Here is a 24,326-nt window from a genome sequence, read left to right as displayed (position 1 = left end):
GGTAAAGCTTACTCTGCTATTTTTTGGCGAACAGCCGCTTCATTAATTTTCTCCGAAAACCCTCGGCTGTATGAACACACAAATGATTTTTTTCTTCTTCCAATTTCAATCGCCAGCCTGAAATGCTTTGTTCTGCGGCTGGAAGTTTCTTCGGATCGGTTACTTCTACACTCGATGCAAAGAAGCTATTATCCCACTCGCAACAGAGATACAACTCTAAAGCGGATAGCTGATCTACTACAGAAAGAACATGGAGCGTACCGCTTACAGTAAATATCAGCTCTTCCTCGCTGTTTACATTTGCGTTAAACGTATTTTCAGTGCCGCTTTTCTTATTTTTTAATTTCCAATACATGTGATAACGGCCAACAGAATGGGCCGGAACGCCGCCTTTAAAGTCGACCTCGGCTGATAAATATAAATCGGATTTTGATTGCCACTCTGCAGCTGAGAGCTTAACATGCATATCTTTCAGTTGGTTATGAAAAGGCACCTGATCAATGAGTTTGTCCACAAAGCCTTTCCAGGTAAATGTGCCTTCAGAAACATTATAAATAGTTGTGCGAGGCCCCGTTTTTTCAATTGTGTCATGATATCTCTTCAAAGAAGGAGCCACGAAAGCATGAAGGCAGCTTATTTCCTTTTCAGGATTTTCCAATATCTCATCCGTCTCCATAAAACCTAAATATATGGAAGAATATTCAGCAGAAAGAGACTTCAATGTTTTATATACGCCCACTTCTGAGGTTAAGAACAAATATTCCTTCTCTTTTATCAGGCGGCTCAGAAATTCATAATAGAGTTCATTTTCTGAGGACAATACTTTGACTATATTGTCTTTTTCGTCAAAAATAATAATTTTTTCAGTTGTTCCGTTATTCTTATACCATTTGGTCATATAACAGGTGCCGTCTTTTCTTAAATAAAGATGCTGTTTCGGTTTGTTCGTCTCCAGGTCCATGTATATTAAGCTGTGTACATAGCCGGATAAATCATATTCTTCTCTTATAAACCTTTGCCTGTTTTCATTAAAGTAATCAATGACAACAAGTTCTCCTGTTTCTGTAAACCTTTGATATTTGATATAACGACCATTGTCATAATAGCGGTAAATGGGCTTGTTCGGTTCTTGAATATATGTTAAACCTTCTTGTTCTATCGGATGCTTTATTTTAACTTTCTGAGGTTCAGGTCCTTTAAAGTAGCTGTACATATTCATAACAGCAGCATCTTTAAAAGAAGAAGGCCCATTAGGCTCATGATGCAAAGTGACAATTTCCATTTGATAATTCCAATCAATTATATTAATATTGAACTTTTTTGCAGTATGAAGTCCTGAACAAACATATGCTAATTGTGGGGTAGAAACCTTCATCGTCATCTTTTTTATTACCTTTCGAAAAAATTCGTACAGTCACAATTTCAGAACTACATTATATCATTTTTGCTGAGCTGTCTCTATACATGAAGGAGTTGTTACACCTCTGGAATATTTTTGATTAACACAAGCTGCTTTTCCTATCTATTGGATTATTTTCTGTCATTCCTTGATCTCAAAGTTACTGTATTGACTCTTGTTTAAAATTGGTTTTTCTTATATGATTAAATGTGTTTAACCTAATGAAAATAGGGTATTGATGAGAAAAGAAACTTAAACATTTTAAATAATCAGCATTTCACAAAGCTGAACCCTAAATCTGTTTTTAAGGAAGGTGCTTTGACATTGAAAAAAGTACGTAAAGCCATAATCCCTGCCGCTGGTCTCGGAACGAGATTCTTGCCGGCTACGAAAGCAATGCCGAAAGAAATGCTCCCTATCGTTGATAAGCCTACCATTCAATACATAATTGAAGAAGCTGTTGAAGCTGGTATTGAGGATATTATTATCGTCACAGGTAAAAGCAAGCGTGCGATTGAGGATCATTTTGATTACTCTCCTGAGCTTGAAAGAAACCTAGAAGAAAAAGGTAAAGTTGAGCTCCTTGAAAAAGTGAAAAAAGCTACGAATCTGGCTGATATCCACTATATCCGCCAAAAAGAACCTAAGGGACTCGGGCACGCTGTCTGGTGCGCGCGCAACTTTATCGGTGATGAGCCGTTTGCGGTTCTGCTTGGAGACGATATTGTTCAAGCTGAAAAGCCTGGATTGCGCCAGTTAATGGATGAGTACGAAAGAACGCTTTCCTCTATTATTGGTGTTCAGCAAGTGCCTGAAGAAGAAACACACCGCTACGGCATTATCGATCCGCTGACAAGCGAAGGCCGCCGTTATCAGGTGAAAAACTTCGTTGAGAAGCCGCCTAAGGGCACAGCTCCTTCTAACCTTGCCATCTTAGGCCGTTACGTATTCACGCCTGAAATCTTCATGTACTTAGAGGAGCAGCGGGTTGGTGCCGGCGGAGAAATCCAGCTGACAGACGCCATTCAAAAGCTGAATGAAATTCAAAGAGTGTTTGCGTACGACTTTGAAGGCAAGCGTTATGATGTTGGTGAAAAGCTTGGCTTTATCACAACAACTCTTGAGTTTGCGATGCAGGATAAAGAGCTTCGGGAGCAACTCGTTCCATTTATGGAAAACTTATTAAACAAAGAAGAAGTGTAAACAAAAAGGCTATTGGACATTCATCCAATAGCCTTTTCTTATTTCGATATCAAGGTCAGCGTATGCTCTTCATTATCAACCGCAAAGACCTCATCATCTGTATTGACAAGGAAACGATCCTTCTTGCCATCATATAACACATCGCTGTCACTTAATGATAATGACGCAGGAGTAACGGGAGAAATATGATGAAAGATAAGCTCAGATGCTTTATCATTCTCCAGCACATAGCTGATTTTTTCATAATCAAAATCCAGGGTTTTTCTGCCGTCAGCCGTATCTCCTACAGTATATCCATTCAATTTCGATTGGATGTTGGTGCTGCTGTCTCCCAAGAATTTCAGGAAGTATTCATAGGAAGAAGCCGCGTTTTGCGGAACATAAGGCGTAAAGGCCGCCGCCTGCAACTCAGCATGTTTTACGTTTGTTGCAACAGCGCTCTGCTTTACAAAATAAGGCTGCCCGTTAAACTTTATTTTTACTGCTTGCTTTCCTTTTGCAGCTACCGTCACCTCGGTACCGAATGGCAGTGTCATGTCAGCCTTCTGTTTCAAAGCTTGATCCTTATAAACAGACGCTTTTTCATCAGCAATAAACCCTTGTTTATTGACTGCGGTTAAACGTTCCTCTGTCTTTCCCTTTGCATCGCCATGATGGTTCTTCACTTCGTTTTGGGGAATAGCGCCAAACGAAGCAATGGTTCGAAGCGGGGTGTTAAAGAACATGGTTCCTGCAGTAAAGACCGTCAAAATAGACAAAATAGCAATTTGAACTGCATTTGCCAGTGATTTCGGCTTTTTCTTCTTTTGACGGAAACGGGCAAACGCTTCAGGATCTTCTTTCTTCCGCTCTTCCGTTTGCTCCTTTTTATAGGTTTCTTTTTCTTTTTTCGACAGCTTATTAAACCAGTCAATAAACGCTTTATACTCTTTAACAACCGTTTTTGTATCATCAAACATACGCAGCTCGCCGTAGTGCATCCAAGCGACGCGGTCACACATTTTTTCAATCTGGCCGATGGAATGGCTGACAAAGAAAATCGTTTTTCCTTGTTTTTTAAACTCATTTATTCTGTCTACACACTTCTGGTAAAACGTTTGGTCCCCTACGGAGAGCGCTTCGTCAATAATTAAAATGTCAGGGTCGATATGCACGGAGATCGCGAAACCAAGACGCGATTTCATGCCGCTGGAATAGTTTTTAACCGGCTGATTAATAAAATCGCCAATCTCGGCAAATTCCACAATACTGTCATACATATCATCAATTTCTTTATTGGTTAATCCCATCATCAAACACTTGAGCCGGACATTGTCCCGGCCCGTTAATTGATTATTTAAACCGGCTGCAATCGCAATCAGCGACGGCTGGCCGTTCATTTCGATTTCACCGCTGGTCGGCGGAATAATTTTAGCCAGCAGGTTAGACATGGTCGATTTCCCCGACCCGTTTATTCCTACAAAGCCGATTGTTTCTCCCTCATACACGTCAAAGGAGACATTCCGCACAGCAAAAAAACCATTATCCTTAGCTGGAAAAAACAACCCTTTAATCTTGTCCGATTGTTTTTTATACAAATGATACTGCTTTGAAACATTTCGAAACGAAACTTTTAGTTTCATCGTACAATCTCCTTACGTATTAAAGAAAGTCAACAAACTTGTCTCTAAATTTCATATGCAGGATAGAACCTACCAACAATAAAAGGAATGTGAACAGCCAGAAATACAGCGTGTATTTCATGTCTTGGAAAAACCATTGCCCGTCTAAAAACGTATTCCGGAACCCTTCTATCAGATAATAAATCGGGTTCAGCTTAAGCACTGGCAGAAGGTTCGGATGATTTTTTCCAAGCTGTTCTGAAATATTCCAAAAAACCGGAAGTAAAAAGAACAATAATCTTGTTACAGATTGCAGCAAAAATTGATAATCGCGTACCAGGACGCTTATCGTCGAGTTAAACAAACTGAATGAAAACATAAAAATGATCATACAGGCTAAGTAGTAAATATATTGTATCCAATGTAAGCTTGGATAAATTCCGTTAGTCAAAAGTACGATCAAAAAGATGCCCATCATTACGAAATAACTAAATAAATTTGAAGCAATCACAACAGAAGGCAGTGAACTAATTGGAAAATTCATCTTCGCGACCATATTAATCCGTTTAAACACACTGTTTGATCCATCAAGTATAGTTGGGCTAATAAAAAACCATGGAATCAAACCAGCCAGCATCCAAACAATAAAAGGCACTTCTCCGACACCCGTTAAAATTGGCTTACTGTTGCGAATTCCCATACCAAATACAAACCAGTACGCCAGCATTTGGATGAGAGGGTTTAAAAACTGCCATAATACGCCAAGATAATTCATCTGATACTGAGACTTTGTCTCATACGAAGCCAAGCGCAAAATTAAAGGAAACGATGTCACTTGCTCTTTTACGATTCTTACTAATGCATTCATTATTTATCTTCCTTAGACTTAAATGATTTTTTGGATCTTTCGGTTAAAGAAATTTGAAAGCACCGGTGAATATTGTAACAGATAATAGAGTTTTTTTCACATCATAGCAGGTTTAAGATCAGTAAAAATGCTCTCAAATTATTTAATGATAGCCAAAGTAAAACAAAAAAGTATTTCGAGATATTGTCTCGAAATACTAATTACAGCACTATTGGACCTCAATTTGTGAATAAATCTTTTTCAAGGAAGTTTTGTTTTTTTTGAATTCTTGCTCATGCAAAAGATTTTCCCATTTTGATCCTACAACTTCAAATGAGTATCTTTTCACATTTTCCTTTGCATTTCTCCCCATTGTTTTCCTCAAACTCTCATCTTTTATTAAAGTGGTTAAAGATTCGGCTAGCTTGTCTACATCGTTCCTTTCGACTAATAACCCATCTTCACCATCTTTGATAATTTCAGCAGGACCAATACAAGAATAACTAACACAAGGAACCCCTACGGACATAGCTTCAATGATAACCATTCCAAATGATTCATTTCTTGAACTCAATGCATATATTGAGGAATTGGCCATCTCCTTGATAATATTATCTGTTTTCGGCATTAAAAAAACATTATTATACAACTTCTTATCGAATATCATTTGACGTAATGAATCCTTCTCCACACCATCACCAAAAATTTTTAATCTCCATTCTGGATATTCTTGGGACACTTTTTCAAATGCATCAATTAATTGGTCAAAACCTTTTTCATGAACAAATCTTCCAGCAGCTATTACTGTTTTTTCTACAAGGTTTGAGCTCTCTTTTGGCATGTGTGTTGCGTTCTCTATTTTATATAAATCTGTGGTGTTGTTATTTAAAAGACGCTTATAATCATTAATCTCAGCATCAGTTAAACATGTTAGAGCATCCAGTTTTTTGTAATACTTTCTGATTTTCGTTTGAATTGACCTTTCATACCCGCCAAAAAATTTGTGCTCTTGGCCAATTTTGATGACATTACGATTAACAAATTTAGCTGATAAGAAATTAAAAGATGGAATAGTTGTTATAAGTACACCCTGATTAATTTCTGAAAGTTTTTTTAGAATTTTAAGATCTACAAACAAATTAAACATATGATATAGATCTTCATTTTTATCAATAAACACACTTGGCATCTTCATTAAAATTCTTTTAATGATTTTCTTGTATAAAGGTGTGTTTTTGCCAAAGAGCTTTCCTCTTCTTGCATCAAATATGGGTGTTAATTTAATCCTCTTGTCAAGGTCAAACATGGGTTTACCCCTTGTTCTTCTAACACTTATAATTTCAACATCATAGTTTTGGGCAGCTAAATAATTGGCTGTGTTGGCAACAGTTCTCACTGTACCACCCATGCCATAAATATTGTAAACCAAAAAAGTGATTTTCACTCCATTGTCCTCCTTTCCTATTTTAGCAATTTTATTTGGTTATAAATACGTTCTGAATTTTGTTTATCCTGATACTTATAAAATTTCTTTGACTTCACCTTATATTTTTTTTCATACTTAAAATCATTTTCAATTTGCTTTTGAACGATTTCCAATAAACTTCCATCTGTATAAGCTGTTTGTCCGAATAGATCTGTTTTTAAATTGATATAAGACCCTCTGTAATGTAAATAATCAGGTAGATCAAATTGATAAAAGATTACAGGCTTTTCTAGGTAATTAAAGTCAAAAGCTACGCTTGAGTAATCCGTTATCATTAGAGAGCTTTCACTTACAAGACTTTTAACGCTCTCTTCTCCTACTTGTACTAATTTTATATTTTTGTGTAGATCTTCAAAATAATTACTATATTTTTTCTGTAATTCTATGTGCATGAAGAATTTCAATATAATATTGTTGTCTTCTAAAAGTTTATGCAGTTTTTTATTATTTAAAAATCCACTGTAATTGAGATAAAAACTAGAATTTTCAAAGTCATCAATCCACTCTCTCCAAGTCGGAATAAGAAGTATTTGTTTAGACTTCATCTTTTTACTGTCGTCAATCAACGTGTCAAATCTCGATAGTCCTGTTACCATTATTTGATCTTTTTTAAAATTCATGTCCTTCACTAAAATCTGCTTTTCGTGATCAGATGAAACGACAAACTTTTTAATTTTACTGTTATATGATTTTCTATTAAAGCTCAATTTTTTCATTGCAATGATACCATGCTGCAAATAAATAATATCTTTTGGATTTTCACTCATTTTATTATGAATGACACTAGGAATTACATCTCTAATACCATGGCTTACAATTAAATATTTACTTAAATGATAAAAGACGAGATGTTTAAAACTATCATAAGTTATAATATTTTTCGGATACTTCGAAATGTTGCCAGGGTTTTTATTATCTTTCTTACTTACATAGTAGTATTTTTCCTGATTTTTATTTTGAACACAGTATTCAAAAAATGCAAACCCATTATCCTGTGCGACTTCTCCTAAATTCTCTCCAACAAACCACACTGGTTTTTTAGCAAAAGGTTTTAAAACTTTTGCTATTACTCCTGCAAATAGGAATCTTATTTTTTCCAATTTCTTTTCAGTAGCCTTTATATCTCTCATCTCTAGCTTTAAAAGAGCGTTTCTTTTATCAATAAAAGCAGATAAAAAGAGAGACTTATTAATTTTAATTGCACCAGATTTAAATGTTGACTTACTATTTATTAGTTTTAAATTTTTTATGTTTATTGATGAATCAACATACTTATTACTAATTAATAAGCATAGACCGACATCGTATTGCATTTGGTTTTCCAAGCCGTAACACCCAGCTTCGCCTTCATTCAATATAAATACAAATTTTTTATAGTCTTGTTGCTCCTGTTCGAACGCAGGTTCAACCAGAACCGAACGGCTATTCTTATCTTTTAACTTTAAATACATTTTATCGTATATCAAATGATTTTTTTCAATCGATAAATGAATTTCTATCTCTTTATTTTTACTGATTATATCTGTGCATTCAGCATTGATATATGAAGAAAAAACAAAAGATAATTCATTTAATTGATTAAATTTGGGCTGTATTGAGAACGGTTTTATATCTTTAATTACAAACTCCGGATAAACATGAGATTGTGATTTGTCTAAAATATCATCTAAGTTCGACTTCAGCTTCACAGCATATTCTTGATTCTTAACAAGAATTGAAATATAAAAATCAAAAATAAAATGATTCATTGCCTCTATATCTGTTTTTTTTATGTTAAGCCTGCTCTCAAAATGCCAACAAGAAGAAGTTTTTTCTAGGTTATTAATAAAATAAATTTTCTGCTCACTTTCATTAGCTAAAAAAACGTTTTTAATTTCAATTTCCTTATCTAAAACCTCTATAGAACCTTTAACTATTAAATCAACACCATCATGATGTATATAAGATATTTCTCCATTAATTGCTGAATCTTTTATTAAAACCGCCAAGTTGTTATCTAAAGTAGCATACATACGTGCTCTTTTTATGAATCCTTTAGAATTGTAAATGGTTTTTGGCAGACTGATAAATTTACCCGTAGATTTATCATTTTCTGAATCAAATGATAATCTTTGACTTACTGTTAATCCATTTGTATCGAACTCTAGATAAACGTCCCATATTCCATCAGTTTCAAAAAACCGTTGTGTTAATAAAGGGATGCTTACTTGTAAAAAGCCGTTATTATAATCTTTTTCCTGCAGACGAATAATGTGCTTATCTACAGTTTTTCTATTGATAAACACTAACTGTTTAATAAAAATCTGTTCGTCCCTAGTTGGAGTAATTTTACAATTCAAATGAAGGTCATTATTATCAATGCTTAATTGATGAATTTTCGTTTGAACTAACTTTGCATTAAACCTAGAAATGTTAATTAGCAATTCTTTATTTTGAGTCTGGGAAACATTATGAACAAATAGTTCGCCATTTTCAGTATAGATCTCTTTGGTTTGTAAAGCAGTATCTATATCAGTTTTCACTTTAATTGTAAACTGATATTCACCTATCTTCACTTCGGTATAAAAATACCAGTTTCCTTGATATAAAGGATACCCATTCAGTGTTAAGGATATTTCAAAACTTGAGTCTTCTGAAATTAACAAAGAGTTCTTTGGTATTATTAATTGTTCTTTTGTTGCCTCGTTTTCTAAATAACATTTTATGAATTTGACAGAGCTATTTAAAAACAAAAATGTATGAGATCCAATAAAAGTCGTGGAATTTGCTGACATTTGGACATTTTCAATTACAAAAGCCGATTCGGAAAGGCTTGTTTTATTTGCCATTAAAATTCCATCCACTCCAGGAGCAAACTCTAACACAGATCCATCAATAACTAGTTTAAAAGTATCATTTAACTGATTTAGAATATCAATAAAAACTTCATCTTTATCTAAAATAAGCTTTAGTTTAAAAACTGATTTATCCGAACAAGACTTAAGCTCATCTAATGGGATAACAACTTTCATAATGCCTTCATCGCTAAGTAAAGAGATATTCGATAAGAGATCAATATGCCTGTTAGAAGTCGCAAGCGCAACATTCTCTATCCTGCTGAAAAAGTGTTCATAAAAATCTTTTTTTTCACACATCAGATCAAATACGATATTTTCATTTTCAACTTTCATGTTTATTAAATATATGCCGTAGTCCATTAAGTCTCGCCTTTCTTTGCTTGCTGAATTATCGTTTATCCAAAAAGCTTTTTTACAACTCTCTTTGTTGACTCGCCTGCTTCTAAATAACAAAACTTACTGTGAAATTTCTGATATTTATCGTTAGCATCGTAATCAAAACTTTCTACATTATCAACAGATTTAATTACTTCCTCTGTAGTCATCAATAACGGTCCAGGAGCTTCATTTTCAAAATTATAATAAAACCCTCTTAATTTATCTCTATATACATCAATATCAGGAACAAAAAAAATGATCGGTTTCTTAAGTGACCCAAAATCAAAAAATACAGAAGAGTAATCAGTAATTAAGATATCTGAAACATAATATAGTTCACGGATATCATTATATCTAGACAGGTCATATGCAAAGTCTTCTAAACCCTCTAAATCAATAACATCAGCCACTAAATAATGCATTCGAAGTACAACAACATATTCATCACCTAGATGTTCTTTTAGTTGTTTTAAATTCAAATGTATATCAAACTTATAAGCGCCTTTTTTATGATATAAATTATCCCGCCACGTAGGCGCATATAAAATCACTTTTTTATTTATACCTATACCAAGCTTCTGTTTTATCTTATTTTTCTCGAAATTAGTTTTTGGTGAAAATAAATAATCATTTCTCGGATAACCAGTCTCTAAGATTTGTTTTTCAAATTGAAAAGCTCGTTTAAAAATTTCGGTCGAATAGGCATTAGGCGAAATCAAATAATCCCATTTGCTTGCTTCCCGCAAAAAATTCTGTTTATACTTCTCCGTTGTTGTTCCGGGCATGTGTACTTCGTCCATGTCATTGGCAAGTTTTTTTAACGGAGTTCCGTGCCATGTTTGTATATACAGTGTATTTTTGGGTTTTGGAATCCATAAAGGAAGACGGCTGTTTGTAATCCAATATTTCGCTGTTGCCATGTACCAAATCCATTTAAAAGAAAACCTTTTTATATATGCCGCGTCAACACCTTCTAATGCTGACAAATACCGTTTATCAATGCTCCATATCAATTTATAACGATATTGATCTTTATTTTCCTGCAGATATTCGTAGATTGCTCGGGGGTTGCAGCTAAACTGCTTTCCAGAATAGCTTTCAAACAAAATCAATTTGTTGTTTCTTGGCAGAAGAGAGAAAATCTTAAAAAGAAATGAATAGCCTCTGATTAATAAACTTCTGCATTTTATAAAAATAAAAGATTTCATCATGAACTCCTTAAAGAGTGAAAAATTTATACTTGCGCAAACAAGAAAAAAAGAAGCAACTGAATTTACTTCAAGCCTCTTTTAGTTAGTGCTTCTATAAACTAGCCATGTCTTTTTTGATCTGGGTAGTTGAAATGCCTTCTGTTCTTGGAAGGTAAACGACCTCACAATATTCCTTTAAGAAATCAAACTTCCCTTCCCAGTCATCGCCGATGACAAATATGTCGATTCCGTATTTTTGAATATCTGAGATTTTTTGTTCCCAGTTTTTTTCGGGAATGACTTCATTAACAAATTCGATCGTTTCTAAAATGAATTTTCGATGTTCATATGAATGATGCGATTTTTTTTGTTTTTGAAGATTAAATTCATCTGTAGATAATCCTACAATTAAATAGTCACCCAGATCTCTTGCTCTTTCCAGCAGCTTCATATGTCCGTAGTGAAATAAATCAAATGTTCCGTACGTTATCACTTTCTTCATTAGATAACATCACCTTCCAAGCGTTTTCAACTGAGAGTAACAGAAAAAAACCAAAACCTTTAACAGATTGTTTATAATTTCGACATAATTTTCACGTACCTTTAATATTGAACAATAATAGCATAAGTTCCTATAAAAGTTAAGGCACTTTAAAAATGTCAATCGCAAGCATTTTTTGGTATTACCGTTGTATTGTTTTATAAATTCGCAGGACTAATGTCTCAACCATCTCCATTATAACAAGTTTTCTTTTGTGGAAAAATTGATTCTTTTGTCACACTTTTAAGTGAAACGATTTTCTTTCTGCTGCGTCATTTATTCTGTACGCCCTTGTCATATTAATTCATCGTCAAAACGTGAAGGAATTGTAATGTGAATGTTAAAAGTTCCTAAAGATTTTTGTGGTAAGATAGAGTAAGATGTTTTCAGGCAAAGAGGCTTTAATGAAACTATACGAATGACACGTGATTTTTATAGACATGTAGATGAAAAAGGAGGGTTGGTTACGATGCAAACAAAACCCATTAATCAATTAGATTTTGTAGACGGTGAACTAACTTCATTTGTATCACATTTAGAAACGTCATACTTGGACCAGAATAGAGGTGCGTTCATCGTAACAGCGAATCCTGAAATCGGATTTGAAGCGATGCAGAATCCGCGTTATGAAGCGGTTCTTTCGTCTGCTGATTTTATTTTGCCGGATGGCATTGGTGTTGTAATGGTTTCGAAGTTAATCGGGAAGCCGCTTCAATCCAGAATTGCCGGTTATGATTTGTTTACGTCGCTGTTGGATAAAGCTAATCAAAAGAAAAAGCGCGTTTTCTTTTACGGTGCTGCTAAACATGTCATTGAACAGACAATTGAGCGCGTTGAACGTGATTATCCAGGGATTGAAATTGCCGGATACTCTGACGGCTATGTGAAGGATCAACGTGAGGTGGCGGACCAGATTGCGGCCGCAAATCCAGATATGGTATTTGTCGCGTTAGGTTATCCTAATCAGGAGTTCTTTATCCATCAATACCGCCATTTATTCCCTCAGGCTGTTGCTGCAGGGCTGGGCGGAAGCTTTGATGTGTTCAGCGGCAATGTCAAAAGAGCGCCGTCATTTTTTATCCGTTTTCATCTTGAATGGATGTACAGGCTGATCACCAATCCTGCGCGCTGGAGAAGAATGCTGAGCATTCCTAAGTATGTTACAGCCACGCTGAAGCATGAACGAGCTGCAGCAAAGCCGCAATATACGGGGCAGGTCAAAGATCAATCACGCCATCTGTAATCGGCCTTAAAGGAGTTATGGTATGTAATGAAATGCATGAATCTTTCGCTGGGCCTGAGGACAATCTGTGACAGCCCTTTGGAGCTGATGACAGATTGAAATCCTGGATTGCATTATTTTATTATTTGTTCATCAAAACCATTGGCACATTGCTGTTTTGGGTCAAACCGGGCAATGAAGTGACGCTTCTGGTTTCCTTTCCTGATAATGCCCGTGCAATCTTAAAGGAATACCAGAAGGGACACTATTCATTTCCCATTCATGTGCTGCTTACCCAGCATGCCAAGTCACTGGAAAAAGAATTTCCTTCTCTTACTGCTTCCGTTATTAACGAAAAACACCCGCTTCATATTTGTAAAGCGGTCTTTTCTATGCTGAGCAGTAAGGCTGTGATCGTTGACAACTATTTTGTTTTGACAACTGTTTTGGCCAGCAGGCCTGAGATTGAGTGTATCCAAGTTTGGCATGCAAACGGGGCGTTTAAGCGATTTGGGTTAAAGGATGTCAACACACAGAACCGTTCGCGGGCTGATGTAAGCCGTTTTCGCAAAGTGTATGCTTCATTTGACCGAATTGTTGTCGGTTCTGAACATATGGCTGGCATATTCAAGGAGTTTTTCGACATAAAAGGTGACCCATTTCTTCGGTTCGGTGTGCCTTTAACCGATGCTTACTATGAGGCACGGGAAAACAGGATTGATCTTAAGAACAAATATCATCTGCCGGCAGACCAAAAAATCATGCTGTATGCGCCGACTTTTAGGGACCATCAGTTCGAAAGCTTTTCCCTGCCGTTTTCAGAAAAGCAGCTGGAGCATGACTTAAAAGGAGAATATGTACTTGCGGTAAAACTCCATCCTGTGATGAAGCATTCTGCTGAATTACCTGAAGATAGCGCGTGGATAAAAGATGTGTCAGATCTCCCTCTTGCAGACCTTTTGAAAATGGGTGATCTGTTAATATCAGATTATTCTTCAGTCCCATTTGAATTCGCGCTCTTGGACAAACCCATTTTGTTTTATGCGTATGATATGGAGGCTTATAACAGAACCCGCGGTTTAATACGGAATTATAAAGAAGTGATTCCCGGGGTTCCTTGCCGTGATTCAAAAATGCTCTTGGACCAGCTGAAAGATATGGACAAGCTCCAATCAGAAGTGGAGCGCTTTTCACGTGAATGGAATCGGTACTCGATAGGGAATGCCAGTAAGCAGCTTTTAAGCTATATAAATGAGAAATTAAGCTGATCTTTATATATAATAGAGATCACTATTGCAAATAATAGTAAAACCTTTTATCAAACATTATGAGTTGTAGCAAGGAAGGAGTCATTTTTATGATTTATGCTGAGATTTTAGCCGGTGGAAAAGGTTCCCGCATGGGGAACGTCAATATGCCAAAACAGTTTTTGCCGTTAAATAAGCGCCCTATTATCATTCACACGGTGGAAAAATTCTTATTAAATGACCGGTTCGATAAGATTTTAATCGTTTCACCTAAAGAGTGGATTAACCATACAAAAGACATTTTAAAGAAATTCATCGGCCATAATGATCGCCTGGTTGTCGTTGAAGGGGGCAGTGACCGAAATGAATCTATTATGAGCGGCATCCGCTATATCGAAAAAGAATTCGGCATTCAGGATGATGACGTGATCATCACTCATGATTCTGTGCGCCCATTTCTGACTCATCGCATTATTGACGAAAACATTGATGCGGTTCTTCAATACGGCGCGGTCGATACTGTGATCTCAGCCATTGATACGATTATTGCTTCAGAAGACCAGGAATTCATTTCTGATATCCCTGTCCGCGATAACATGTACCAAGGGCAAACACCTCAAAGCTTTCGGATCAGCACATTGGTTGAGCTTTATAACAAGCTGTCCGATGAACAAAAAGCTGTCTTAACCGATGCTTGCAAGATCTGTTCGTTAGCAGGTGAAAAAGTGAAGCTGGTCCGCGGTGAAGTCTTTAATATTAAAGTAACGACACCATATGACTTAAAGGTGGCTAATGCCATTTTACAGGAGCGAATTTCACAATGATTAATCAAACATATCGTTTAGTTTCTGCCCGACAGTTTGAAGTGACATATAAAGATAAAGTTGTCCATTCTGATAAGGTCGTTATCCGGCCTACCCATTTATCCATCTGCGCTGCCGACCAGCGCTATTATACCGGCTCACGCGGCAAAGAAGCGATGGATAAAAAATTGCCGATGGCTCTGATCCATGAAGGAATCGGGAAAGTCATGTTTGATCCGACAGGCACATTTAAAGTCGGAACCCGGGTTGTTATGGTGCCGAATACACCGGTTGAAGAGCATGAAGTCATCGCGGAGAATTACCTGCGTTCCAGCAGATTCCGTTCAAGCGGCTATGATGGATTTATGCAGGATTATATGTTCATGGCTCCGGATCGGCTCGTTGAACTTCCAGAAAGCATTAATCCGCATGTCGCAGCTTTTACTGAGCTTATTACGATTGCTGTTCACGCGCTTTCCCGCTTTGAGCGTATGGCGCACAAGAAGCGTGACACATTCGGTGTCTGGGGAGACGGAAATCTCGGGTTTATCATGACGCTTCTATTGAAGAAGAAATATCCGGACAGCAAAGTGTTTATCTTCGGAAAAACACCTTATAAGCTTGATCATTTTTCTTTTGTTGACGCAGCTTATCAAATTAACGACATTCCTGAGGATGTCAAAATCGACCATGCCTTTGAATGTGTAGGCGGACGAGGCAGTGAAAGCGCAATTGATCAGATCATTGCCCAAGTTCATCCTGAAGCTTGTGTAGCGCTCTTAGGCGTATCTGAATACCCTGTTGAAATTGAAACCAGAATGGTGCTTGAAAAAGGGATTACGCTGATCGGCAGCAGCCGCAGCGGACGCGAGGATTTTGCCCGTACTGTGGACTTTTTAGCTCAATACCCTGAAGTCGTTGATTATTTAGAAACCTTAGTAGGCGGACGTTTCCCGGTACGCAGTATTGAGGAAATTACGAACGCGTTTGAAGCAGATTTGACTTCATCTTGGGGAAAAACTGTTATCGAATGGGACATTTAAACAGTGAAGACATTCCTTACACGAATTGTAAAAGGAGTATTCGGCACTGCTTATAAACTATTGAGCGCCTTATTACCAGTACAGCACAATAAAGTTGTGATCGCTTCCTATCGTGAGGATCATTTAGGTGATAATTTTAAAGGTGTGTATGAAAAGCTGAAGCAAGATCCGTCTCTTCGCATCGTCCTGCTTTTCCGCAAGATGGATAAGGGGCTGATTGGACGAGCTGCATATTTGCTTCACCTTTTCAGCTCTTTATATCACCTTGCCACATGCCGTGTGCTTTTGTTAGATGATTATTATTTTCCTTTGTATGTTGTGCCAAAACGAAAGGAAACGGTCGCCATCCAGCTTTGGCATGCTTGCGGCGCGTTTAAAAAATTCGGCTACAGCATTGTGGACAAGCCGTTCGGCCCTTCTTCTGATTATCTGAAGATTGTTCCCGTGCATTCTAACTATGATTATGCCGTTGTCAGTGCACCAGCTGCCGTGCCGCACTTTGCCGAAGCCTTTCAAATGGAGCAAAAGCAGATTTTGCCGCTGGGCATTCCAAGGACGGATTATTTTTATCATCAGGAACATATTCGCCATGTACTGGATGAGTTTCATCAGGTTTATCCAGAACTTAAACATAAGAAAAAGCTTTTGTATGCTCCTACTTTTAGAGGCAGCGGACATCATCAAGAGGGTGACGCTACCCCGCTTGATCTGCTACAATTAAAATCGGCGCTAAACCATAAAGATTATGTCGTGATGCTCCATCTTCATCCGTATATGCGCAATCAAGCGCGCACGGAAGAGGATGATTTTGTGCTGGATTTAACCGATTCGTACTCTTTGTACGATTTGATGGCAATCTCCGATGGGCTGATAACCGATTATTCTTCAGTCATTTTCGAATACAGCCTGCTGAAACGTCCAATGTATTTTTACTGCCCGGATTTAGAAGACTACTTGGAAGAACGTGATTTCTACTATCCTTTTGAATCGTTTGTACCCGGGCCGATCTCGAAAGACGTTCCATCGCTTGTGCATGATATCGAGAGTGATCATGAGGCTGATACAAAACGGATTGAAGATTTTTCAAAGACATTTATCACCCATCAAGACGGCAAATCTTCAGAACGGGTAGCCGATTTTATTTCATCATTTTTAACATCTGGTGCCGATTAGGAGAAAGTGAGGTACAAAGTGAAGCTGGCCAGAAAGATTAAGAACAGACTTTTCAGATCAAAAAAGAGAACGAAAACAGAAGATACAGCTTTCAGTGTCCATTCGACAGATAACAGGGTTTTTTCTCTTTTCGATAAAACCAAGCGAATTGAAGAAAACCAGCAAGTCCCTGTCAGAAAAATTTCTGAGTTTTCTTGGAATGGATCCATTCTTAAAATTGCGGGTTATATGTACATCAAGGGCCTGCCTCTTCAAAAAGAAGATCAGGTACGAAAACGTTTATTATTGGTGCACAACGGTGTTTTATTTACAGCTGTTTCGCTGCGGGATATTCGGGTAGATCAGCTGTCAATCGATACTTCTAATGTGCCTGGAGCTTATAAGTGGGCAGGATTTTCACAGCAGATTAACTTTTCTAAGCTGATGAATGACAAACCGCTTCCGCAGGGCGAATATAAGCTGTTTCTAGAAATTGAAGCTGTAGATGACCAGAATGTCAAACACCAGGAAGTGCATACGGTCGGAAACGTCAGCAATTTCCTCTCTAATGATGTCTATGCCACAAAAATGGAGTTTCATTCTGCTAAAAAGCTAATGAAGTTCAATTTAATTGTGAACTATGATGAGGGCGAAAAGACGATTAACCTGTCTTGCAACAAATTGCAGGAAATTGATCCAAGCCTTTTGGAACTGGACACCGGAAGAGAAGCGAACCGCTTTTTGCGCAAGCTGAATACGAGCTTATTTCATTTTGCTTATGATGTGTTCCGCCTGCTGCCGATTAAGTCCAATAAGATCGTCTTTGCTTCTGACAGCCGGCTTGATTTGACAGGCAACTTCGAATTTGTTTATGAAGAACTGCTAAAGCGCGAAGAAAATTTTGATTTCAAATTTTTCTTAAAGAGCAGCATTCGAGACAGAAAAAGCCTATCTGAACTGATGTCTATGGCTTATCATTTTGCGACAAGCAAAATTATTTTTATAGATGATTTTTATCCGATTATTTATCCGCTAAAAATCCGTAAAAATGCGGACCTTGTCCAATTATGGCATGCTGTCGGCGCCTTTAAAACATTCGGCTACAGCCGAATCGGGCTGCCGGGAGGACCGTCGCCGCATTCGAAAAACCATAGAAACTACACCAAGGTGATTGTCAGCTCTGAGAATATACGAAAACATTATGCAGAGGGCTTCGGCGTAGATATAGAGAACGTCATCGCTACCGGCGTGCCGCGAACAGACTTTTTCTTTGATGAAGCGAAGAAGGCATTTGTAAAAGAACGTCTTTATACGGAATATCCATTTCTGAAGGACAAGAAGGTCATTCTTTTTGCACCAACCTTCCGCGGAAACGGTCAGCAATCCGCTCATTATCCTTTTGAAGTGCTTGATTTTGACCGTCTGTATCATGAGTTAAAGGATGAGTATATCTTCTTATTTAAGATTCATCCATTCGTTCGAAACGATGCCAATATTCCTTATCAGTACAGCGATTTCTTTTATGATTTCTCTTCGTTTAGGGAAATCAATGAGCTATTGCTAGTAACAGATGTTCTAATTACGGATTACTCTTCTGTGTGCTTTGAGTATGCGTTATTAAATAAACCGATGATTTTCTTCAGCTATGATGTAGATGACTATATTCGCAAACGTGATTTCTATTACGATTACTTTGACTTTATTCCTGGCCCGCTTGCGAAAACGTCTGATCAAATGATTTCGATCATTAAGGAAGAGAAGTATAACTTTGAGCAAATTGATTCATTTGTTCATTATTTCTTCGACGATCTTGACGGAAAAGCAAGTGAACGTGTGATCGATCAAATTGTCTTTCCTCAGGAAGAGGAGCCATTAGAAGATAAAGTCCTTAAAAGATAAAGCAAAACCACCTTTTGCAAACGCAAAAGGTGGTTTTTTTATTGATACTCCGGAACATCATAGTAAAGCGTATAACCGTCCAGCAATGAATACAGGCTGTACATGCGGTTTACTTGTTTGTACGCCCAGCCGATGTCTGTTGCGTATTGGTGTGTCGCAGTGGCTGACCATCTCATTTTGTATAGTGTGTCCTGATTGTAGGCTGTGTTGTGTATATACGAAGAGCCTATAAATTTGGCCCCGCCGATAATGGCTGCTTCTGGTGTGAACCAGCCTTGCTCGTACGCATATTTGGCGCCATAGTAATTCGGGTTTCTGTCGTATGCGCCTATTCCGTACATGTTATATACGGTTTTTCCGTTATAGGTTAATCCATTGGCTAATTCGGATGTTCCGTTTCCTGTTTCGAGGAGAGCGTGTGAGATTAAATATAGCTCGTTGATGCCGTATTGTTTGGCGGCATCGATAAATGCCTTTGCTTTCCCTGTCAGAATGCCTTTACCCGCAAGCACTTTCTGATTGACTTCAGTGATGCTGAGTCCGGCTGTCTGTGACAGCTTGAGAAATTGGAAGTAGTATTTACTGTCTCTGGAAAAGTTATTCGGATCTACATATTGAACCACTTCATCACTGCTTGCGTTTCGCCAGCCCAAATTGATTTTGGCCCAGCCGTTGATCTGGCCGATGATTTTTACCTTATCGCCTTTTTTAAATTGGCCGATCACGTTCGTCGGGATGACTTCCGGCGTTGACCTGATATTCAGAACATCAGCTGTGACCGTTGATGTTGCTGTATGAATATAAGTGAGTGATATATAAGCGGCTCCATCTGTTTGCGGGCTCACTGTCATTTGTTTTTGGACCATCTCACCCAGCGAGAGATTGTAATTTGTTTTCATAATTTGCGGCCCGTTTTTAATTTTTACGATAGATGATGCCCATCCGTATAATTGTTTTAGCTTCGTTGCTGCCGCAGCAGCTTCATTATTGCCTGTGAACTGTTTGTTTAAGCTGATGTTATAAATCGTATTGCTTTTGGTTGTGTAACTTGGGCTTAAGCTTTGGGCTTTCAGATAGGTTATCCCATTATTCAATGCTGTTTTGCTGCTGATCTGGGCTGTTACGATTTTGTATTGTGTATATGCCGTCTCGCCTGTTTTTGCTGTTGTGCCGGCGGCATTGTTTTGGTTGAATAGCGCTAAAACGCGGTCAATGTCTTCTTGGCTGATGATGGCTTCAGTTATAATTTGATAGCTGCTCGCTGTGGTCTGACCGTTTTTTTGGCTAGATGCTGATATGTGATTAGATTGAAAAAATGTGAGTGCCTGATTGACTTTCTTAGCATCAAGCAGAGCTTCAGTTGTAATTGTAAACGTGTTTGCGATTTGTTTTTTGACTGACTTTGCGGAAGCGCTCAGCTGATTTTTCTTTAACATGTTCAAGCCCTTTGTCACTTTTGCTTGATCTGATGTTTCTTCTGAAATAAGCTGATATTGGTTTTCCGCAGTTGTTCCAGTTGCTTTTTTCGCTGCCTTTACTTTTTTCTGAGAAAAGAAGGCTGCGGCTTTGTTTGCTTGCTGCTCGCCTAAAATTTTTGCCGTCGTTATTTGATAGGCTGTAGATGTTGTCGTTTTTTTGATGCTGGATGACGTATAGCTCCATTTTTTCTTTTTAAAGAAAGTGTTCACTTTTTGCAGCTGCTGTTTCGTTAAACCCTTCATATTCACAACATATGATGTGCTTTTGCCAACCTTTTGATAGCTGCCGGATACGCCGGTGTTTTTCTTGATTTGGCTAATGGCGTCCTTGACTGTATTCAGCCCTTTGAAATAAGCTGATTGGACATTGTATGTCTCAGCAGTTGTTTTTTGATTGGTTGGCTTGTAGCTTCCTGTAATACCCGTGGTTTGTTTCAATTGAGTTAATAGATTCTTGGCATTCGCTTCACCTGATACGGCGGCTGTAGTGAATGTATAATAAGCTTGTCCTTTCACCGTTTCTTCTAATGAAGCCTTAAGCCCCGATTCCTTTTGGAAGGCATTTTTGATCTGCTCTGCTTTGCTGTCTCCTACGATTGCGCCTGACTGAATGGTTGTCACAGAAACCGTATGTGAGACGGGCTGATACGAGCTTTTAATTCCCGTTTGCTTAGCCAGACTCTGGACAAGCGCCTTCACTTTTGTCTCTTCAGGGATTTCTGATGTGATAACGTTCACATAGGACTGGGCTGTTCCGGACGCTTTTACAGCGCCAGCCACTCCCGTTTCTTGTTTAAGCTTGGCAAGCAATGTGTTTGCCTGCTTTTCATCCGACATGGCGCCTGAGGTGATGGTGACATACGGCTGCTTGCTTCCGACAGGGCTAGTCGTGCCTGTAATCGCTGTCTGTTTGGTGAGCCCGCTTAGGATGGCTTTCGCCTCTGCTTCGCTATGTATGCCAGGAGCGGAAATTTGGTACGTCGTTGTTGTGCCTGAAGCCTGATAAGAAGCATCCCAGCCAGTATCTTTTTTCAGCATGGCGACAGCCTGTGCGGCTTGGCTTTCTGTACTGAACGTTTTACTAGGCTCTATCTCATATATCGAGTAGTCGGTATAGGCTGCAGCCTGTGCGGCAGAACCGGATATGGCAAAAAAGGCAAGGGACGCGGCGGACAGAAGCATCGGTGCGATTAATCTCTTTTTCATTCCTTCTCCTCTTTCTTATTCAATGAGTATATAAAACTAGTTTATTTATCGGCACGCGTATGCTTCATTTATAGGTGAATCCCTTCCATTTTTTAATAAAAAAACTTAATCTCGAAGTGAGATTAAGTTTACATATGAGACACGATCAGTGTACAAGTTCCTTTAATCGTAAAATCGGGCATTTGAGCGGGCAGGATCAAGTGATCGCCTTTTTTGAGCGGACATGTTTTATCTCCATACGTCAGTGAACCGCTGCCTTCTATTACGCTGCAAAGCAGGAAGGCTTCATCCTGAGAGAGCTCAGCCTTGCCATCTATGTCCCATTTATATACCGAAAAATATTCCCCTTGGACAAATGTTTTAATGGTTATTCCTTTTCTTGACTCGGTTGATTCGTCTATATATCCGTCCACATGGGGAACCGTTGCCGCGTTGATCGCTTTGGCAAAGTGAATCTCTCTCGGACTCCCATTGTGATCAAGGCGGTCATAGTCGTACACCCGGTATGTGGCATCTGAATTTTGCTGTATTTCTAACACAAGCGCCCCCTTGCACAATGCGTGTAGCGTTCCGCTCGGCACATAATAGAAATCACCAGGTTTCATTTTGATTCTTCGCAGCAGGCCTTCCCAGTCACCGCTGTTGATCATTGTGACTAATTCTGTTTTTGAGCGGGCCGTATGCCCATAAATCATCTCCGCGTTTTCTTTACAGTCGATGATGTACCAGCATTCTGTCTTGCCAAGTTCCCCCTCTTCATTTTCTCCGGCATAATAATCATCAGGGTGAACTTTTATCGACATATCTTCCTTCACGTCCAGAAGTTTTGTCAGAAGCGGAAATCGATCCCCCTCCACGCCGCCGAATAGTTCACGGTGGTCTTCCCAAAGCTCGATCAATGTCTTTCCTTTATACAGGCCATTCGCTACAGTGCTCGATCCTTTTGGATGGCCGGAAATGGCCCAGCATTCTCCCGTTGTTTCGGAAGGAATGCCGTATCCGAATTGATCTCGTAAAGCGGTGCCGCCCCAGATTTTCTCTTTAAAAACAGGCGTTAGAAAAATCGGTGATTGTGTCATGATCCGTACCCCTCCCCTGTAAATAACTTGTCATTATTTTCCCGGTGCGCCCCCCTTGCAAACGCCCGTATAAGTTGCCGGTTTTCCTATGACAACATATGTACAAAGCATCATCTTTTAGCAACCCCATTAAAGAAAACGCTTCCTTTTTATTATATCATGCCAAAAAGCAGCTTTGTTTCAAGCTTTTCCTTAATAAGAATAATTGTCCTTTTTTGATACAAATTAATAAAAACCGTCAATTTTGATAAGGAGTGAACATATGCAAATCGATCCTGATCTCCAGAACAATTTAGAGACCCTCAAAAAAACATTGGGGCAAAACGACGATATGATGTTTTATACATTTGCTTTCGGAGACAGAAGACAGAAGGCGTGTTTACTGTATATTGACGGTCTGACAGAGAATAAAATGCTGGCGCAATACGTAATTTCTCCTCTACAACGTGAAGCGTTATCCCATCGAGAAAGCTCGATTGAAGATTTATCCGCCTTTTTTTTCGGTTTTCACCACATTGTTGTCAGCACAATGAAAGAAATAGAGCAGCTCGTTTTTACAGGGAAAGCCATTTTGCTGGCTGACGGCTATTGCGGAGGATTAGCTTTTGACACGAAAACATTAAAAACACGCAGTCTTGAAGAACCTTCATCCGAAATCGTTGAACGCGGTGCGAAAATAGGATTTATTGAAAAGCTGCGGACAAACACAGCGCTTTTGCGTGAACGAACAAGCGATCCTAACCTTGTCATAAAGGAAATGATCCTCGGAAAAAGGACGAAAAAGAAAATCGCTATCGCTTATATTCATGATATTTCTCCTGACTACGTTGTAAAAGAGGTGTTTGAAAGGCTGGAATCGGTCAAGATAGATGATGTGCCAGAATCAGGCACGCTTGAACAGCTGATTGAGGATGAACCACTTTCTATCTTTCCCACGATATTAAGCACAGAACGGCCTGATCGTGTAGTTGCTTCTCTGTTAGAAGGGCGAGTAGCCATATTGGTAGATGGCACGCCGTTCGCTTTGGTTATGCCGGCTACGGTAGACGAATTTATTCATTCGCCGGACGATTACAGCCAGCGCTGGATTCCAATGTCACTTATACGTCTTCTTCGTTATTCCAGCATCCTGATCACCATTTATTTGCCCGGCCTGTATATTTCTCTCGTTTCTTTCCACACCGGGCTTTTGCCGACAAGAATGGCGATATCCATTGCAGGCAGCCGGCTTAATGTGCCGTTTCCGCCTTTCTTAGAAGCCTTTTTTATGATCTTTACAATCGAGCTGATCAGAGAAGCCGGATTGAGACTGCCAAAACCGATCGGACAGACGATTGGCCTCATCGGCGGAGTTGTCATAGGACAAGCCGCTGTCCAGGCGCAAATCGTCAGCGCGTTGATGGTCATTGTCGTTTCTGTCACTGCACTGGCATCCTTTACCGTTCCTTCATACGCCTATAACTTTCCGCTGCGGATTATTCGGATTGGGGCCATGCTCAGTGCGGCAGCGCTTGGCATGTATGGAGTGATTATGGTTTATCTGTTTGTGATCGGCCATTTAATGCGCCTGAAAAGTTTTGGCCAGGATTACATTATTCCGATTATGGCACAGCCCGGACAGGATTTGAAAGACACAGTGATCCGCATTCCAACTCTATTTTTAAAAAGAAGGCCGACACGAAACGATCCAGAAGATAACATCAGACAAAGGTGAT

17 protein-coding genes are annotated in these 24,326 nt (G+C 38.7%); 8 read left to right on the top strand and 9 right to left on the bottom strand.

Translation table 11 applies throughout. From position 1 onward, the window contains the following. Positions 1-16: 16 nt before the first annotated feature. On the bottom strand, positions 17-1,381 hold the full coding sequence (locus BV11031_RS21755) for an alpha-glucosyltransferase N-terminal domain-containing protein (RefSeq protein WP_010328799.1): 1,365 nt from the start codon (positions 1,379-1,381) through the stop codon (positions 17-19). A 342-nt stretch (positions 1,382-1,723) separates the two neighbouring features. On the opposite strand from BV11031_RS21755, the gene galU reads away from it, so the two are divergent. After that, the gene (galU, locus tag BV11031_RS21750; RefSeq protein WP_010328801.1) at positions 1,724-2,602 is read left to right on the top strand and encodes a UTP--glucose-1-phosphate uridylyltransferase GalU; all 879 of its coding nucleotides are present in this window, start codon (positions 1,724-1,726) and stop codon (positions 2,600-2,602) included. Positions 2,603-2,640: 38 nt separating this feature from the next. Here galU and tagH read toward each other — a convergent pair whose 3' ends face one another. The 6 genes from tagH to tagD form a co-directional block, all read right to left on the bottom strand. Then, positions 2,641-4,224, bottom strand: a complete 1,584-nt coding sequence (gene tagH, locus BV11031_RS21745) for a teichoic acids export ABC transporter ATP-binding subunit TagH (protein WP_010328802.1) — start codon at positions 4,222-4,224, stop codon at positions 2,641-2,643. Positions 4,225-4,243: 19 nt separating this feature from the next. Next, positions 4,244-5,071: a teichoic acids export ABC transporter permease subunit TagG gene (gene tagG, locus BV11031_RS21740; protein ID WP_010328803.1), complete on the bottom strand. Its 828-nt coding sequence runs from the start codon at positions 5,069-5,071 to the stop codon at positions 4,244-4,246. 208 nt (positions 5,072-5,279) lie between these two features. After that, complete coding sequence (locus BV11031_RS21735; RefSeq protein WP_010328804.1) at positions 5,280-6,494, bottom strand: glycosyltransferase family 4 protein; 1,215 nt, start codon at positions 6,492-6,494, stop codon at positions 5,280-5,282. A gap of 17 nt (positions 6,495-6,511) precedes the next feature. Continuing rightward, positions 6,512-9,733 (bottom strand): CDP-glycerol glycerophosphotransferase family protein, encoded by a 3,222-nt coding sequence (locus BV11031_RS21730; RefSeq protein WP_129551015.1) that lies wholly within the window; start codon positions 9,731-9,733, stop codon positions 6,512-6,514. Between the two features lie 35 nt (positions 9,734-9,768). Next, positions 9,769-10,959, bottom strand: coding sequence for a CDP-glycerol glycerophosphotransferase family protein (locus BV11031_RS21725; RefSeq protein WP_010328807.1), 1,191 nt, complete (start codon positions 10,957-10,959; stop codon positions 9,769-9,771). Positions 10,960-11,053: 94 nt separating this feature from the next. Continuing rightward, complete coding sequence (gene tagD, locus BV11031_RS21720) at positions 11,054-11,443, bottom strand: glycerol-3-phosphate cytidylyltransferase (protein ID WP_010328808.1); 390 nt, start codon at positions 11,441-11,443, stop codon at positions 11,054-11,056. A gap of 508 nt (positions 11,444-11,951) precedes the next feature. On the opposite strand from tagD, the gene BV11031_RS21715 reads away from it, so the two are divergent. The 6 genes from BV11031_RS21715 to BV11031_RS21690 all read left to right on the top strand — a co-directional run bounded on the left by BV11031_RS21715 (position 11,952) and on the right by BV11031_RS21690 (position 18,848). Beyond that, a complete protein-coding gene (locus BV11031_RS21715) occupies positions 11,952-12,725 on the top strand; it encodes a WecB/TagA/CpsF family glycosyltransferase (RefSeq protein ID WP_010328809.1) in 774 nt (257 codons plus the stop codon). Positions 12,726-12,820: 95 nt separating this feature from the next. After that, positions 12,821-13,972 carry a CDP-glycerol--glycerophosphate glycerophosphotransferase gene (locus BV11031_RS21710; RefSeq protein WP_010328810.1) on the top strand — a complete coding sequence of 384 codons (1,152 nt, stop codon included), beginning with the start codon at positions 12,821-12,823 and terminating at the stop codon, positions 13,970-13,972. 89 nt (positions 13,973-14,061) lie between these two features. Then, entirely contained in the window at positions 14,062-14,775 is a 714-nt protein-coding gene (locus BV11031_RS21705; protein ID WP_010328811.1) for an IspD/TarI family cytidylyltransferase, read from the top strand. Then, entirely contained in the window at positions 14,772-15,797 is a 1,026-nt protein-coding gene (locus tag BV11031_RS21700; protein WP_010328812.1) for a ribitol-5-phosphate dehydrogenase, read from the top strand. The genes BV11031_RS21705 and BV11031_RS21700 overlap by 4 nt, the downstream gene beginning before the upstream one ends. 3 nt (positions 15,798-15,800) lie before the next feature. After that, positions 15,801-16,970, top strand: a complete 1,170-nt coding sequence (locus tag BV11031_RS21695) for a CDP-glycerol glycerophosphotransferase family protein (protein WP_010328813.1) — start codon at positions 15,801-15,803, stop codon at positions 16,968-16,970. Positions 16,971-16,988: 18 nt separating this feature from the next. Next, the gene (locus tag BV11031_RS21690) at positions 16,989-18,848 is read left to right on the top strand and encodes a CDP-glycerol glycerophosphotransferase family protein (RefSeq protein ID WP_010328814.1); all 1,860 of its coding nucleotides are present in this window, start codon (positions 16,989-16,991) and stop codon (positions 18,846-18,848) included. 38 nt (positions 18,849-18,886) lie between these two features. On the opposite strand, the gene BV11031_RS21685 is transcribed toward BV11031_RS21690, so the two are convergent. Both BV11031_RS21685 and manA read right to left on the bottom strand, forming a co-directional pair. Continuing rightward, positions 18,887-21,532 (bottom strand): N-acetylglucosaminidase, encoded by a 2,646-nt coding sequence (locus BV11031_RS21685; RefSeq protein WP_010328815.1) that lies wholly within the window; start codon positions 21,530-21,532, stop codon positions 18,887-18,889. A 128-nt stretch (positions 21,533-21,660) separates the two neighbouring features. Continuing rightward, entirely contained in the window at positions 21,661-22,611 is a 951-nt protein-coding gene (manA, locus tag BV11031_RS21680; protein WP_010328816.1) for a mannose-6-phosphate isomerase, class I, read from the bottom strand. A gap of 262 nt (positions 22,612-22,873) precedes the next feature. Between manA and gerBA the strand changes: the two genes are divergently transcribed. Continuing rightward, a complete protein-coding gene (gene gerBA, locus BV11031_RS21675) occupies positions 22,874-24,325 on the top strand; it encodes a spore germination protein GerBA (RefSeq protein WP_010328817.1) in 1,452 nt (483 codons plus the stop codon). Position 24,326 lies beyond the last annotated feature (1 nt).

Source organism: Bacillus vallismortis, assembly GCF_004116955.1.
Classification (GTDB): Bacteria; Bacillota; Bacilli; order Bacillales; family Bacillaceae; genus Bacillus; species Bacillus vallismortis.
This window is presented reverse-complemented; position numbering and strand designations above follow the sequence as displayed.

Coding starts and splice junctions, on each gene's coding strand:
- BV11031_RS21755 (WP_010328799.1), bottom strand. CDS start 1,381: ATGACGATGAAGGTTTCTACCCCACAATTAGCATATGTTTGTTCAGGA.
- tagH (WP_010328802.1), bottom strand. CDS start 4,224: ATGAAACTAAAAGTTTCGTTTCGAAATGTTTCAAAGCAGTATCATTTG.
- tagG (WP_010328803.1), bottom strand. CDS start 5,071: ATGAATGCATTAGTAAGAATCGTAAAAGAGCAAGTGACATCGTTTCCT.
- BV11031_RS21730 (WP_129551015.1), bottom strand. CDS start 9,733: ATGGACTACGGCATATATTTAATAAACATGAAAGTTGAAAATGAAAAT.
- BV11031_RS21725 (WP_010328807.1), bottom strand. CDS start 10,959: ATGAAATCTTTTATTTTTATAAAATGCAGAAGTTTATTAATCAGAGGC.
- tagD (WP_010328808.1), bottom strand. CDS start 11,443: ATGAAGAAAGTGATAACGTACGGAACATTTGATTTATTTCACTACGGA.
- BV11031_RS21715 (WP_010328809.1), top strand. CDS start 11,952: ATGCAAACAAAACCCATTAATCAATTAGATTTTGTAGACGGTGAACTA.
- BV11031_RS21705 (WP_010328811.1), top strand. CDS start 14,062: ATGATTTATGCTGAGATTTTAGCCGGTGGAAAAGGTTCCCGCATGGGG.
- BV11031_RS21700 (WP_010328812.1), top strand. CDS start 14,772: ATGATTAATCAAACATATCGTTTAGTTTCTGCCCGACAGTTTGAAGTG.
- BV11031_RS21685 (WP_010328815.1), bottom strand. CDS start 21,532: ATGAAAAAGAGATTAATCGCACCGATGCTTCTGTCCGCCGCGTCCCTT.
- manA (WP_010328816.1), bottom strand. CDS start 22,611: ATGACACAATCACCGATTTTTCTAACGCCTGTTTTTAAAGAGAAAATC.
- gerBA (WP_010328817.1), top strand. CDS start 22,874: ATGCAAATCGATCCTGATCTCCAGAACAATTTAGAGACCCTCAAAAAA.